Source organism: Rhodoferax sp., from assembly GCF_013297935.1.
Taxonomy (GTDB): Bacteria; Pseudomonadota; Gammaproteobacteria; order Burkholderiales; family Burkholderiaceae_C; genus Allorhodoferax.
Window position 1 is genome coordinate 235,906 of the sequence record NZ_JAAFIX010000001.1, and the last position, 13,764, is coordinate 249,669.

At 57.8% G+C, this 13,764-nt stretch carries 13 protein-coding genes; 8 read left to right on the forward strand and 5 right to left on the reverse strand.

What is annotated here, in order from left to right:
- Positions 1-8: 8 nt before the first annotated feature.
- From QZW03_RS01165 to xseA, 3 genes are all read right to left on the reverse strand, one after another.
- Positions 9-2,246 (reverse strand): NADP-dependent isocitrate dehydrogenase, encoded by a 2,238-nt coding sequence (locus QZW03_RS01165; protein ID WP_296507569.1) that lies wholly within the window; start codon positions 2,244-2,246, stop codon positions 9-11.
- A 239-nt stretch (positions 2,247-2,485) separates the two neighbouring features.
- Entirely contained in the window at positions 2,486-3,067 is a 582-nt protein-coding gene (locus QZW03_RS01170) for a Fe-Mn family superoxide dismutase (RefSeq protein WP_296507571.1), read from the reverse strand.
- Positions 3,068-3,113: 46 nt separating this feature from the next.
- Positions 3,114-4,412 (reverse strand): exodeoxyribonuclease VII large subunit, encoded by a 1,299-nt coding sequence (gene xseA, locus QZW03_RS01175; RefSeq protein ID WP_296507574.1) that lies wholly within the window; start codon positions 4,410-4,412, stop codon positions 3,114-3,116.
- 172 nt (positions 4,413-4,584) lie between these two features.
- On the opposite strand from xseA, the gene QZW03_RS01180 reads away from it, so the two are divergent.
- The 6 genes from QZW03_RS01180 (at position 4,585) to adk (ending at position 8,432) form a co-directional block, all read left to right on the forward strand.
- Positions 4,585-5,211, forward strand: a complete 627-nt coding sequence (locus QZW03_RS01180) for a MotA/TolQ/ExbB proton channel family protein (protein WP_296507577.1) — start codon at positions 4,585-4,587, stop codon at positions 5,209-5,211.
- Between the two features lie 9 nt (positions 5,212-5,220).
- Positions 5,221-5,646 (forward strand): biopolymer transporter ExbD, encoded by a 426-nt coding sequence (locus QZW03_RS01185; protein ID WP_296507578.1) that lies wholly within the window; start codon positions 5,221-5,223, stop codon positions 5,644-5,646.
- 3 nt (positions 5,647-5,649) lie between these two features.
- Entirely contained in the window at positions 5,650-6,705 is a 1,056-nt protein-coding gene (gene lpxK / locus QZW03_RS01190; protein ID WP_296507579.1) for a tetraacyldisaccharide 4'-kinase, read from the forward strand.
- Positions 6,686-6,868 (forward strand): Trm112 family protein, encoded by a 183-nt coding sequence (locus QZW03_RS01195; protein ID WP_296507580.1) that lies wholly within the window; start codon positions 6,686-6,688, stop codon positions 6,866-6,868. Before lpxK ends, QZW03_RS01195 begins: the two co-directional genes overlap by 20 nt.
- Before the next feature lies 1 nt (position 6,869).
- Positions 6,870-7,634 (forward strand): 3-deoxy-manno-octulosonate cytidylyltransferase, encoded by a 765-nt coding sequence (gene kdsB / locus QZW03_RS01200; RefSeq protein ID WP_296507581.1) that lies wholly within the window; start codon positions 6,870-6,872, stop codon positions 7,632-7,634.
- Positions 7,635-7,775: 141 nt separating this feature from the next.
- Positions 7,776-8,432, forward strand: a complete 657-nt coding sequence (gene adk / locus QZW03_RS01205) for an adenylate kinase (RefSeq protein ID WP_296507583.1) — start codon at positions 7,776-7,778, stop codon at positions 8,430-8,432.
- 41 nt (positions 8,433-8,473) lie between these two features.
- On the opposite strand, the gene QZW03_RS01210 is transcribed toward adk, so the two are convergent.
- Positions 8,474-9,451 (reverse strand): asparaginase, encoded by a 978-nt coding sequence (locus tag QZW03_RS01210; protein ID WP_296507585.1) that lies wholly within the window; start codon positions 9,449-9,451, stop codon positions 8,474-8,476.
- A 105-nt stretch (positions 9,452-9,556) separates the two neighbouring features.
- On the opposite strand from QZW03_RS01210, the gene lexA reads away from it, so the two are divergent.
- Together lexA and QZW03_RS01220 are read left to right on the forward strand one after the other, a co-directional pair.
- Positions 9,557-10,231, forward strand: coding sequence for a transcriptional repressor LexA (lexA, locus tag QZW03_RS01215; protein ID WP_296507587.1), 675 nt, complete (start codon positions 9,557-9,559; stop codon positions 10,229-10,231).
- A 396-nt stretch (positions 10,232-10,627) separates the two neighbouring features.
- Complete coding sequence (locus tag QZW03_RS01220) at positions 10,628-11,635, forward strand: D-2-hydroxyacid dehydrogenase family protein (RefSeq protein WP_296507589.1); 1,008 nt, start codon at positions 10,628-10,630, stop codon at positions 11,633-11,635.
- Positions 11,636-11,662: 27 nt separating this feature from the next.
- Here QZW03_RS01220 and QZW03_RS01225 read toward each other — a convergent pair whose 3' ends face one another.
- Complete coding sequence (locus QZW03_RS01225; protein ID WP_296507591.1) at positions 11,663-13,666, reverse strand: hypothetical protein; 2,004 nt, start codon at positions 13,664-13,666, stop codon at positions 11,663-11,665.
- Between the last annotated feature and the right edge of the window lie 98 nt (positions 13,667-13,764).

Here is a 13,764-nt window from a genome sequence, read left to right on the forward strand (position 1 = left end):
TTGCGAACTTAGACTGCCACGGAACCCAAAGCCGCGTTTAGCGTAGCACTCGGGCGCATGATGGCGTCCAGCTTGGCCGTGTCGGGCAAGTAATAGCCGCCGATATCCACCGGTGAACCTTGCACCGCGGCGAGCTCCGCCACAATGGTTGCTTCTTTTGCAGCCAGGTCCTTCGCCAAGGGAGCAAATTGTGCGGCAAGCTCTGCGTCCGCAGTTTGCGCTGACAGCGCCTCTGCCCAGTACAAAGACAAGTAGAACTGGCTGCCACGATTGTCCAGCTGACCGGTCTTCGGCGACGGGTTCTTGTTGTTGTCCAACAGCTTTCCGGTGGCTGCATCCAGCGTCTGTGCGAGCACCTTCGCTTTGGCATTGCCGGTCTTGAGGCCCAAGTCTTCCAAAGACACGGCCAATGCCAGGAACTCACCCAATGAGTCCCAACGCAAATGGTTTTCTTCCACCAGTTGCTGCACATGCTTCGGGGCCGAACCGCCCGCGCCGGTTTCGTACATGCCACCACCTGCCATCAAGGGCACGATAGACAACATCTTGGCAGAGGTGCCGAGTTCCATGATGGGGAACAAATCGGTCAAGTAGTCGCGCAGAATGTTGCCGGTGGCACTGATGGTGTCCAAGCCACGGACCACGCGCTCCAAGGTGTAGCGCATGGCACGCACTTGGCTCATGATCTGAATGTCCAGACCCGTGGTGTTGTGCTCGTGCAGGTACATCTTGACCTTGGTGATCAACTGTGCCTCGTGGGGACGGTACTGATCCAACCAGAACACAACCGGCATGCCGGAGTTGCGGGCACGGTTCACGGCCAGCTTGACCCAGTCACGGATCGCGGCATCTTTAACCTGGCACATGCGCCAGATATCACCGGCTTCCACGTCCTGGCTCAGCAGCACTTCGCCCGTGGCCAGGTCGGTGATGTTAGCAACGCCGTCTTCCGAAATCTCAAAGGTCTTGTCATGCGAGCCGTACTCTTCAGCTTGCTGAGCCATCAAGCCCACGTTGGGTACGGTGCCCATGGTCTTGGGATCAAAGTTGCCGTGCCATTTGCAGAAGTTGATCATCTCCTGGTAGATGCGGGCAAAAGTGGACTCAGGCATCACGGCCTTGACGTCTTTCAGGCGGCCGTTGGCATCCCACATCTTGCCGCCGTTACGGATCATCGCTGGCATGGATGCATCCACGATGATGTCGTTAGGCGAATGGAAGTTGGTAATACCCTTAGCCGAATCCACCATGGCCAGCTCAGGGCGGTGCTCATGGCAGGCGTGCAAATCGCGCTTGATTTCGTCCTGCTTGCTTTGTGGCAGCGCTGCGATCTTGCCGTACAAGTCTGCCATGCCGTTGTTCACGTTCACGCCCAATTCCTTGAACAGGACGCCGTGCTTTTCGAAAGCTTCTTTATAGAAAATTTTGACGCAGTGGCCGAACACGATGGGGTGCGAGACCTTCATCATGGTGGCCTTGACGTGCAGAGAGAACATCACGCCGGTCTTGCGTGCGTCTTCGATTTCTTTTTCGTAAAACTCGAGCAAGGCCTTTTTGCTCATGAACATGCTGTCAATAACTTCGCGGTCCAGCAGGGACACCTTGGGCTTGAGCACAATGGTCTGGCCACTCTTGGTGATCAGTTCCATCTTGACCTCACGGGCCCGATCGAGGGTGATGGATTTTTCGCCATGGTAGAAGTCACCGGCATGCATGTGTGACACGTGCGAGCGCGATGCCTGGCTCCACTCCGCCATGCTGTGCGGGTTCTTGCGGGCGTACTCTTTCACAGCTTTAGGGGCGCGACGGTCCGAGTTGCCTTCACGCAAGACCGGATTTACAGCACTGCCAGTGCACTTGGAATAGCGCGCACGGATAGCGTTTTCTTCGTCAGTCTTCGGGGACTCAGGGTAGTCCGGAATAGCAAAACCCTTGCTCTGCAGCTCTTTGATACAAGCCACCAACTGACCGACAGACGCGCTGATGTTGGGCAACTTGATGATGTTGGCATCTGCTTGCAGGGTCTTTTTACCCAGCTCGGCCAGGGTGTTCGGGACTTTTTGCTCGTCTTTCAGAAAATCGGAGAACTCACCCAACACACGGGCAGCGACCGAGATGTCTGACTCCACCACGTTGATGCCTGCAGGTGCAGTGAACGTCCGGATGAGAGGAAGAAATGATGCGGTTGCCAGACGGGGGGCTTCGTCTGTCAATGTGTAAATAATCGTTGGTTGTTGGGTACTCATCGCTTATCTCCAAAAATGAGGTGTTATTGCCGCGGAACTAATTCATGCACAGGCAGCAGTCGCCGGATAGTGCGTGATTGTGCTTTCAGTGGTCTGACCCGAAACGCATTTTTTGCAATCCGTTACCGCAATGTGAAATTTAAATCCGCTTTGAGGAAATATTTTTATAGGTGCAGTGCAACATCGGCATAAAAAAAGGCCCGGAGGTTACCCGCCGGACCTTTTTAGAGTGCAAAACTTCAGGCAAAGTTAGCAGCTGCAAATTCCCAGTTCACCAATTTGTCGAGGAAGGTTTCCACGAACTTCGGGCGCATGTTGCGGTAATCGATGTAGTAGGCGTGCTCCCACACGTCAACGGTCAGCAATGCTGTGTCAGCGGTTGTCAGCGGGGTGCCTGCTGCGCCGGTGTTCACGATATCGACAGAACCATCGGCTTTCTTCACCAACCAGGTCCAGCCGGAACCGAAGTTACCGACCGCGGACTTCACGAACGCTTCCTTGAAAGCAGCATAAGAACCCCATTTGGCATTGATGGACTCGGCCAAAGCACCTGTGGGCTCGCCGCCGCCTTGTGGCTTCATGCAGTTCCAGAAAAATGTGTGATTCCAGATCTGGGCTGCGTTGTTGTACACGCCACCGCTGGACTTCTTGATGATTTCTTCGAGCGACATGCTCTCGAACTCTGTGCCCTTTTGCAGGTTGTTCAAGTTGACCACGTAAGCGTTGTGGTGCTTACCGTGGTGGAACTCCAGAGTTTCCTGAGAGTAGGCAGGGGCCAATGCATCAATAGCGTAGGGCAGCGCGGGCAGGGTATGTTCCATGAGATCCTCGTAGTGGGTGGGTTGTTAACAAAACTGATTGTAGAAACTAATTGCTGCGAACTTTTTGCACGGTCATATCAACCGTACCGTCTGCGAGGGTGGCCTTGATCAAGCCGCCGGGTTGCGCTTGATGAACGGAATTGATGGTGAACCCGTCGGCATCCGACAACCGGGCGTAGCCGCGCTGGAGAACTAGGTTCGGATCCAGTAGGCGCAAGCGCAAGGCAGCCTGTGCCATGCGATCCTGCGCTTTTCGGGCGGCTGTTTGAAGCCCGTTGGTAAACCTGTCTGACGCGGCTTCAGCGTCGCGGCGGGCCTCCTGCACACAAGTTTGTCGAGCAACTTTAAGCGTCTGCGCCATGTGCTGCAAACGTAACGCGTGCCCAGCCACCACGCCGGAGGGGCGACCTGCCCGAGCGGCAACGCGGTCCAGGCGCTGCGCGTGGACGTCCAGCTTTCTCTGCACCGCATCGCGCAAGCGGTTCTCCATCAGGTCAATCGCAGCCAAGCAGGTCGCGGTCGGCGCGGCCACCATTTCTGCTGCTGCCGTAGGTGTGGGCGCACGCACATCGGCCACGAAATCAGCAATCGTAAAGTCGGTCTCATGCCCCACTCCACAAACCACGGGCACCGGTAGCTCGCTCAACGCCAACGCCAATGCCTCGTCATTAAAGGCCCACAGGTCTTCCATAGACCCGCCTCCCCGCACGAGCAGAATCACGTCCAACGGCAGACCAGTCCCATCGAGGTCAGCGGCCCGTGTAGTCAGTGCCTGCAGGGCCCTCACAATGTCTCCAGGTGCCTGAGCACCTTGCACCGCCGCAGGAGCCAGAACGACGGGAATGTGAGGCACACGCCGCCGCAGCGCGGTTGCAACATCGTGCAAGGCGGCGGCCCCCAGAGATGTCACCAGGCCAATAGCGCGAGGCATAACAGGGAGCGGGCGCTTGCGTTCGGAGGCAAACAAACCTGCCGCCTCCAGGCGGTTCTTCAGGCGAACAAACTCTTCAAATAAATTGCCCTGCCCTTGCCGGCGCATGCCCTCCACGATCAGCTGGAGATCGCCACGCGGCCCATAGATATCCAGACGCCCCGACACCTCCACCAACTCTCCATCACGGGGCGCAAAATCAAGCTGCGATGCAGCACGTTTGAACATGGCGCAACGGATTTGTGCGTCCTGATCTTTGAGCGAAAAATAGCAATGCCCGCTTGCCGCCCTCGAAAAGCCGGACAGCTCTCCACTCACCCGAACAGGGTTGAAGCGGGCATTCAGTGTGTCAGCCAGTGCGCGGCACAGCGCCTCGACCCGCCATACCCGGCGATCTGCATCGTTAGTAGTCATACAGCCCTTGGTGATGCGATGCTGAAAACACCGCCACCTTTGTGCAAAAAAATCAAATCGTATCGTTCCATGAACGCGGGAGTATGCCTTGTGCTCCCCGCGGCCTCGGGCATTGCGGCGGTGGGCCATAATCGCCCAGCTTTTTGCTTTTTAACCGCGCGGAGATCTGCATTTGTTTTCCATCATTCAAGCCGCTGGCTGGCCCATCTGGCCCCTGATTGCATGCTCCATTCTGGCGCTCGCCATTGTCATCGAGCGCTTCATCAGCCTCAAGACCTCCAAGGTGGCACCGCCCCGTTTGTTGGACGAGGTGTTGAGCGTCACCAAAAGTACCGTCCCCGGTCCCGACGTGGTCACCCAGCTCGAAAAGAACTCTGCGCTCGGTGAGGTGCTGGCCTCCGGACTGCGTGCGATGAATAGCAACCCCCATTGCTCCGAAGAAGACTTGCGTGCCACCATGGAGGGCGCAGGCCGGGTCGTGGCTCAGCGTCTGGAGCACTACCTCAGTGCTTTGGGCACCATCGCGTCGGCCGCGCCCATGCTCGGGTTGTTTGGCACGGTGGTCGGCATGATTGAAATTTTCGGCTCCCAAGCGCCCGGGGGAACCAGCGGTGGCAATCCGGCGCAACTGGCCCACGGCATTTCTATTGCGCTTTACAACACCGCATTTGGTCTGGTGGTTGCCATTCCTTCCTTGATTTTTTGGCGCTATTTCCGGGGTCGGGTTGATGCTTACCTGTTGACCCTGGAACTCAGCGCAGAGCACTTGGTGCGCCACCTCAAGTCGCTGCGCAAGTAAAGGATTGCCATGAACTTCCGGCGCCGTCACCAGGAAGAGCCTGAAATTAACCTGATCCCCTTCATCGACGTGCTGTTGGTGATCCTGATCTTTTTGATGCTCTCCACCACCTACAGCAAGTTCACCGAGCTGCAACTCAAACTGCCTGTCGCTGATGCGGACGCGCAGCGGGACTACCCCAAAGAACTGATTGTCTCTGTGGGCGCCGATGGCGCCTACAGCATCAACAAGCAAGTCTTGGCAGGCCGCAGTACCGAGGCCTTATCGATGGCGCTGACCGAAAGCGCAAAGGCCGGCAAAGACACCGTCATCATCATCAGTGCCGATGCAAGCGCGCGGCACCAAGCGGTCGTCACCGTCATGGAGGCAGCCCGCCGTTCCGGCATGAACCAAATCACCTTCGCCACCCAGGCGTCCGGTACCAGCGGCAAGTAAGCCATGGGCCCGGCACTCCAGGCAGCCATTACCCGCGCCTGGGTCGCTGGCGGGTGGGTCAGCATCGGGTTGTCGCCTGTGGCCTGGCTGTATGGCGCACTGACCGGCCTGCAACGGGCCGCTTACCGGGTGGGCCTATTGCGCAGTCACCGACTTCCAGTTCCCGTGATTGTGGTCGGCAATGTGGTTGCCGGCGGTGCCGGTAAAACCCCCACAGTTCTGGGCGTGGTAGCGCACCTGATTGCGCAAGGTTATCGGCCGGGCATTATTTCGCGGGGTTACGGCGGGAGCCATCAGGTCCCTACCGAGGTCATATCCGGCAGCCTTGCCGCCGATGTCGGCGATGAGCCCTTGCTCATGCATCGCAACAGCGGCGTACCTGTGGTGGTCGGGCGCGACCGCGTCGCTGCGGGCCTCTGCCTGCTGAACCTCCATCCGGACACCACGCACGTGGTCTGCGACGACGGTCTACAGCACTACCGGCTCTACCGAGATTTCGAAATCTGCGTATTCGATGCCCGCGGAACCGGCAACGGGCGCCTCCTGCCGGCCGGACCCTTACGCCAGGCTTGGCCCCGCGCGGCGGTAGCCCCGGCCGGGCAGGCCGTGGAACGAACGCTGGTGCTGCACACGGGCGCAAACGCCCTCCCCGGCTTTAAAGCCCGGCGTGCTCTGGCGCCTTTTGCCTTAAACGCAGCAGGTCAGGCCATGGAACTCTCCGCGCTGAGAGACCTGAAGACTCCTTGCCATGCGGTGGCGGGGATTGCGCAGCCTGAGAATTTTTTCTCCATGTTGCGGGACCTAGGCCTCTCATTGGCCAGTACCCGGGCGCTGCCGGATCACTATGATTTTGATAGCTATCCCCGCAATGAATACAAGGGCAAAACCCTTATTTGCACTGAAAAAGATGCCACAAAGCTTTGGCAGCACCGACCGGACGCCTGGTCGGTTCCCTTGATTCAAACTCTGCCCTCTGATTTTCTGGCTGCCTTGGACGCTGGTTTGCATGGAGTGCGCAAGGCCTCGGTATCATCGCCCCATGGACACACGACTCATTGAACTGCTGGTTTGCCCTGTCACCAAAGGGCCACTTGAATTCGACCGCGACAAACAAGAACTAATATCCCGAAGCGCACGCTTGGCTTACCCCGTGCGCGATGGCATTCCGGTGCTTCTGGAAAACGAGGCCCGTGTATTGAGCGACGCTGAACTGGAAGGCTGATATGGCCTATACCGTCCTCATTCCGGCGCGCCTCGCATCCACACGTCTACCCAACAAGCCTTTGGTCGACATCGGGGGCCTGCCCATGGTGGTGCGCGTAGCCCAAAGGGTCAAAACGGGACTGTCGCCCGACGTCCGCATTGTGGTGGCCGCAGATGACGCCAGTATTCTGGCAGCGTGTCAGAACCACGGAATTGAGTGCCTGTTGACCCGCACGGACCACCCCTCGGGGAGCGACCGCTTGGCAGAGGCTTGCACCCTGCTGAACCTGGCCGATGAGGACATCGTGGTCAACGTCCAAGGCGATGAACCACTCATCGATACCACGCTGATATCAGCCGTCGCCGATCTTCTACAAACCCATCCTGTGGCGACCATGGGCACCGCAGCACACGCCATTCACGACCTTGCTGATTTCGTGAATCCCAATGTGGTGAAGGTGGTCACCGATGCCGCCGGCTTGGCCATGTATTTCAGCCGGGCTCCGATTGCCTGGTGGCGCGATGGATTCGCCCAAGGAGTTCATACGCTGCCGAGTCCGGCACCGCTTCGGCACATCGGCATCTATTCCTACCGGGTCGGCTTTTTGAGGAGCTTTCCTGGCCTGCAGCAGGCCCCTGTGGAAATCACCGAGGCACTGGAGCAACTGCGGGCCATGTGGCATGGTCACCGCATTGCCGTACATATCACCCCCGACGCCCCGGGACCGGGGGTCGACACCCCGGAAGACCTGGAGCGGGTGCGACGTCTGATCCAGTCTGACTAAGGTCCGGATACTCTTCTTCTCTGTAAGTTCCACGCCGGTTAGGGCGTGATATTCTCTAAGGCTAATCGCCCGTCAATAAAAAGCGCGCTGAACCAAGCGCCCACGGAGACGCGCTGGCTTTTCTTTCTATCCGAGGTATTCATGAGACTGATTCTGTTGGGCGCACCAGGCGCTGGTAAGGGCACGCAAGCGACTTTCATCTGCCAAAAATACGGAATTCCCCAAATCTCCACCGGCGACATGCTGCGCGCTGCCGTGAAGGCGGGTACACCGCTGGGCTTGCAAGCCCAAGCTGTCATGGCCTCCGGCGGACTCGTCAGCGACGAACTCATCATCAATCTGGTGAAAGAGCGTCTGACCCAGCCTGACTGCGCCAACGGATTTTTGTTCGACGGCTTCCCACGGACTATCCCCCAAGCGGATGCTATGAAGGCCGCCGGTGTGGCCCTCGACTACGTGGTGGAAATCGACGTTCCGTTTGACGCCATCATTGAGCGCATGAGCGGTCGCCGCTCCCACCCCGCTTCCGGACGCACGTACCACGTGAAGTTCAACCCTCCCAAAGCCGAAGGTTTGGACGACGTGACCGGTGAGCCGCTGATCCAGCGGGACGACGACAAAGAAGAGACAGTGAAAAAGCGCCTGGAAGTCTACAGCGCCCAAACCCGTCCTTTGGTGGAGTACTACTCATCTTGGGCACAAAAAGAAGCAGGAACCGCACCGCAATACCGCGCCATCAGCGGCATGGGCGATGTGACCGACATCACCGCACGCGTGCTGGAAGCCTTGTCCAGCTAAGCGAACAAGCTCCCCTCAAAAAGCCGCTTCAGCGGCTTTTTTTACGCCATCAACTCACACATCAACCGGACACGGGCCTTGACCGCGGACAGGCCGGGATAAACACGAAAACCTGTGGCGGGCTCCTCACTGCGGACCACACCACCTTTTGCACACCGGCTGGCCAGCGCAACGTGAACACCCGCAGCGGCTGCGCGCTCCAGCGCCTCTTGCAGCTGGCTGTTGACGGTGCCATTGCCGGTTCCCGCTACCACGAGTCCTGCTAAGCGCTCGTGCTCAGGGCCTGAGGCATCGAGCACCGCATTCACCACATGGGCACCTGCACCAGCGTAGTTCAGCACAATATCCACACGGGGTGGACTACGGTCAAGCCATTGCGCCAGCGAATAAGAAGGCGCAGCTGCCGACTGCAAGGGCCTGAAATTCCATCGAACCGTGCCCTCCTCTACCCACCCTCTTGGACCCGCATCCCCCGATTCAAAGGCATCGACCCGGTAGGTATGCGCTTTCTGTACATGCCGCGCATCATGAATAGCACCTGCACACACCACCATCACCCCCTGCGCCTGCGGGTGCAAAGCGACTGACACAGCGTCCAACACGTTCTGGGGGCCATCCGGTGTCGCTGCGCTGGCCGGGCGCATGGCGCAAGTCAGCACGACAGGTTTCTGTGCCACCGCACTACCCAAGGCCAACTCCAGAAAATACGCGGTCTCTTCGACTGTGTCCGTGCCATGGGTGATCACAACGCCCGCCACCGCTTCGTCCTGCAGGTAGCGCACACATGCTTGTGCCAGCGCGCGCCACACAGCCCAGTCCATATCCTTGCTGTCAACTTGTGCGATCTGCTCGCTGGACATGACCGCACCATCAAGCCGCTGTGCCATTCCAGCGATGCCACTCAACAAATCGGCCACCTGAACCTCGCCCGCCCGATAACCCACGTTGTCCGCAGCATCTCCTGCCCGACCGGCGATCGTCCCGCCGGTCCCCAGGACGATGATTTTTCGTGTTGCCATTTCCACTGCCCTTGCCAAATTCAAAAAACTGGTTGAAAATACAGTTACTGGATAAGAAAACAGTGTGTATGCACACACAGCCTCTACAGTTACCAAGGAGTCAGTATGCTCGAAAGTCCCAAACTCACAGCCCGTCAACAGCAGATTTTTGATCTGATCCAGAGCGCTATTGCGCGAACTGGCGCGCCTCCGACCCGAGCGGAGATCGCCAGTGAGTTGGGCTTCAAGTCTGCCAATGCGGCTGAAGAGCATTTGCAAGCGCTAGCGCGTAAAGGGGTGATTGAGCTGGTAAGCGGCACATCCCGCGGAATCCGCCTGAAGAGCGATGCGCTGCGCTCTATCCAGGAATCGCGCCTCAAGCAGTTTTCGCTGCCATTGCCGGGTCTGGCTCAGCTGGCACTCCCACTGGTAGGCCGTGTTGCAGCGGGTTCACCGATCCTGGCCCAAGAGCATGTGGACCAAACCTACTACGTGGAAAACAGCTTGTTCCAACGTCAGCCGGACTACCTGCTGAAAGTGCGCGGCATGTCGATGCGCGATGCCGGCATCATGGACGGTGATCTGCTAGCGGTTCAAGCCACGAAAGATGCCAAAAACGGGCAGATCATCGTCGCTCGACTTGGTGAAGAGGTCACAGTAAAGCGCTTTCGCCGCAATAAACACCTGATCGAACTGCATGCCGAAAACCCGGACTACCAGACCATCGTGGTAGAGCCCGGCGAACCGTTTGAGGTCGAGGGACTGGCGGTCGGCTTGATCCGCAACACCATGTTGATGTGAGTAGGAGCAATTTATGACGATCAGCACACTTGCCATCAGCCTCCTGAGTCAATGGGCACCGCAGCACTGGTTCACCAGTGATGCACCGTCGCGCTGCAAAGCTGTCTCCCGCCGGCCTGTAGTGGCCTCTACAAGGTCTAGCGACGCTATCAATACAATAGCACCTAGCGCAGACAGCATCTGCGCAAAAGGCATAAAACACCATCAAGTTCAGCCTCTACGGGTAGTCCGTCTGGTGGAGCTCGGCCAGCCACGGGCGCAGGTAGGCCGGATGGTGATATCGGGTCGCATGGCAGACGTTTGCGCTGAACTCGATCGACTGGCAGCGGGAGAAGCAAGCTAAGCATCAGTAGCTCCGGCGAGCTCGTTTGCCCGCCGACAAGGCACAATGCGACTATGAACATTGTGATTCTTGATGACTACCAGGATGCGGTACGGAAGTTGGATTGTGCGTCCAAGCTGGACGCCTACCAGGCAAAGGTCTACACCAACACCGTCAAGGGAATAGGCCAACTCTCCGTGCGCCTGAAGGATGCCGATGTCATTGTTTTAGTACGGGAGAGAACACATATCTCCCGCGCGCTGATTGAGAAGCTGCCCAGACTGAAGCTGATAGCGCAAACCGGCAAGGTCGGAGCCCACATCGATGTCCAGGCGTGCACAGAAAAGGGAATAGCCGTGTCCGAAGGAGTGGGCTCCCCCATCGCCCCGGCAGAGCTGACCTGGGCCTTGATCATGGCCTCAATGCGACGCTTACCCCAGTACATCGGCAACCTGAAGCACGGGGCATGGCAACAGTCCGGCTTGAAGGCGGGCTCCATGCCACCAAACTTTGGACTCGGCAATGTGCTGCGAGGGAAAACTCTGGGGATCTGGGGCTACGGACGCATCGGCAAACTCGTTGCGGGTTTTGGAAGTGCATTCGGAATGCAAGTCATCGTGTGGGGCGGCCTGGCTTCGCGTGAGAAAGCCGTAGAAGATGGGTACCAAGCAGCCTCCGACAGGGAATCGTTTTTCTCAGGCAGTGATGTTCTGTCCGTTCACCTGCGCCTGACTGATGGAACCCGCGGCATCGTCACCGCGACTGATCTCGCACTGATGAAACCTACATCGCTATTCGTCAACACATCCCGAGCTGAACTATTGGAGGCAGACGCCCTGATTGGTGCCCTCAACCGTGGGAGGCCGGGCTTGGCTGCTATTGATGTTTTCGAAGCGGAGCCGATCCTGCAAGGACACGCCCTTCTGCGCCTGGAGAACTGCATCTGCACACCACACATAGGGTACGTGGAGCAAGAAAGCTATGAAATGTATTTCGGCGCCGCCTTTGACAATGTGGTGAATTACATCAAAGGAACGCCAAGCAACATCATCAACCCGGGCGCCTTACAGGTCCGCCGCTAGAAACCCCTCGCAGGAAGCCGCAAGCCTTTAGCGAGGAGGCTTGTCCGCAAAGGAGCTTGGCAAATCGAAGTCAATGAGGTTGTTCGCTTCGCCCACGTTCATGCTTGGTGTGGCTTCGGATATATCCAACTCAAAGTCCACCTCGGATCCTAAACCACCGGCATCGGGAGCTACAACAGATATCGGGCTAGCCCCTGTGTGAAACCCATCCGCAACCCGCACTGGTGGCCTTGTTGCACTGAAAGAAGCGGGAGAGCCATCCAAGGCGTTGACCAAACGCTTGCAAACCGCATGCAAGAGCAACAAATCCTTGAACACATCGAGATCGAAGCGCACTGAAGCGGGCCCATCCGGCTTCTGCACTAGGTAGGACTCAATGAACTCTAGGCCTTCCCTGCTTGGCCAGAGAGAAACCAGGTGCTCACAGAATTCTGGATAGTTTTCCAGACTTCCACCCTGCTGGAGGAACGCCGCGTACTCGGGGACCTGACCCGTGAATACCGCATTGAACTCCTCCCTGTAGCGGTCGAATTGCTCTTTGCGGCTCAACGTATGGAATATCCGCAGCAAGTCCAGGTAAACCAAAGGGTTGAGATCCAGTGAGTCACTTGCGTGCCCCTCCAAAAGGGAAATGGCCTCGTCGTATTGCCCCAGCGTCATGAAAAATTCTGCCTGCTGGCGGACATCGATCATTTCCTGAGTGTTCACCGCCCGCAAACTACCCGACATGCTGGGCGAGAAGTCCCTCATTCCTGTCGGTCGTGAATGTCGTTCTTCGTCATGACTGCCGAAGGCAGAAGCCATTTTCGCGGCTGGACTTGCGGCACTTTGCTCATAGCCTGCTGACAAATCGAGGTCTAGATCAATATCCACGCCTTGATGATCGGCGCTTTGATTGGCATGGCCCGGCTTCACGACCAGATTGGGTGTCGTTGCGTCAGGGTTGAACACAGGCTGATCCAACGCCACAGTAGCCCCAAGGAGAGGGTCCGAAGGCGTACGCTGGTCAACAGCTTCGCCAACCCCGTCAGCCCGCCACCACGTACCCTCAGCACTGCTATTGCGCGACTGCCGCAAAATGAACCACGCTCCTCCGCCAATCAGCAAAAGGACAAGGCCACCGAGACCATAGACCACTGGATTGTGGTACCGCTCACTTTCAGCCTGGGTAATACGACCCAACAACTCTTGCAGTTGACGTTGGTTGGCGCCTGCAGCTCCATTGAGCTTCTGGATGTCTGATTCCATGGCCTGGAGCCGCGCGGCATCTTTCAGCACATCTTCCGGGGACAGGTTCAACGCTCGCCAGAGTGCTGCTGCTTCCAGCCGCTTCTGGGAATCTTCAACAGGCGCGCTTAAAAGCTCAGGGGTTGTCCTTAAGGCAGGGTCTCGCTCCACCGACAGGTCAATAGGCGCTAACTTGAGGCGTGGCTTGCTTTTCTCGGCTTTTTCAACCGGCGAAGTTGGCAGCTGGGTTGAACGTTTCGCTGCTGGCTTTGCGGCGCCGCTCGTGGATTTAGTGCCCGGGATAGCTGCAGCACTGACAGCCGATGCATCTGCCGCAGGCCGCGCAGCCAGAGGTTCAACGCGTGCTGGCACGACGGGCGCTTGAGGCAAAGAGGTCAGGGCATTTATAGGAACGGCATCTGACGCCACATCTGCCAGCAGCACAAAACGCCGCGAGCTTTTACTTACGCATGTTGACCGCAAATAAACGGTGACGACTGGCTCATCTACCGGCAAGCGTGAGGCTATTCGCACTTGCCAGGTCTGTCCGGCAACGGGTTTATCGGTAGTGAGTGTTACTCGACTTCCCTCGACCTTGTTTTCTCCATAAAAAACGTCCGCCTCAAAGCACACCTCGCTCACATCCTCATCCGCCGCGGCGGTGACGGAAATGGAGAGATTCAGTGGTTGCGCGATCAACGCCGCACCGCGGGCTCGCCCAAGAGTTAAAGCTCCGCTGCTCATTGACACGGCAAGCAAGAGCGCACCCAAGGCAACGCTTTTAAGTTTAAAAACAGAATTCATTGTTACAAATCATTCTCTCACAAGTCATCAGCAAGGTTCGCGCCAGCAACTATCGCCCTGCGGCACAGACACACAGGAGACAACCCCAAGCCAAAGAC

What these genes read in the sequence shown, in the direction of transcription:
- lexA (WP_296507587.1), top strand. Translation starts at nt 9,557, where the DNA reads ATGCTCGAAAGTCCCAAACTCACAGCCCGTCAACAGCAGATTTTTGAT.
- QZW03_RS01225 (WP_296507591.1), bottom strand. Translation starts at nt 13,666, where the DNA reads ATGAATTCTGTTTTTAAACTTAAAAGCGTTGCCTTGGGTGCGCTCTTG.
- QZW03_RS01210 (WP_296507585.1), bottom strand. Translation starts at nt 9,451, where the DNA reads ATGGCAACACGAAAAATCATCGTCCTGGGGACCGGCGGGACGATCGCC.
- QZW03_RS01185 (WP_296507578.1), top strand. Translation starts at nt 5,221, where the DNA reads ATGAACTTCCGGCGCCGTCACCAGGAAGAGCCTGAAATTAACCTGATC.
- QZW03_RS01195 (WP_296507580.1), top strand. Translation starts at nt 6,686, where the DNA reads ATGGACACACGACTCATTGAACTGCTGGTTTGCCCTGTCACCAAAGGG.
- QZW03_RS01165 (WP_296507569.1), bottom strand. Translation starts at nt 2,246, where the DNA reads ATGAGTACCCAACAACCAACGATTATTTACACATTGACAGACGAAGCC.
- QZW03_RS01220 (WP_296507589.1), top strand. Translation starts at nt 10,628, where the DNA reads ATGAACATTGTGATTCTTGATGACTACCAGGATGCGGTACGGAAGTTG.
- lpxK (WP_296507579.1), top strand. Translation starts at nt 5,650, where the DNA reads ATGGGCCCGGCACTCCAGGCAGCCATTACCCGCGCCTGGGTCGCTGGC.
- adk (WP_296507583.1), top strand. Translation starts at nt 7,776, where the DNA reads ATGAGACTGATTCTGTTGGGCGCACCAGGCGCTGGTAAGGGCACGCAA.
- kdsB (WP_296507581.1), top strand. Translation starts at nt 6,870, where the DNA reads ATGGCCTATACCGTCCTCATTCCGGCGCGCCTCGCATCCACACGTCTA.
- xseA (WP_296507574.1), bottom strand. Translation starts at nt 4,412, where the DNA reads ATGACTACTAACGATGCAGATCGCCGGGTATGGCGGGTCGAGGCGCTG.
- QZW03_RS01170 (WP_296507571.1), bottom strand. Translation starts at nt 3,067, where the DNA reads ATGGAACATACCCTGCCCGCGCTGCCCTACGCTATTGATGCATTGGCC.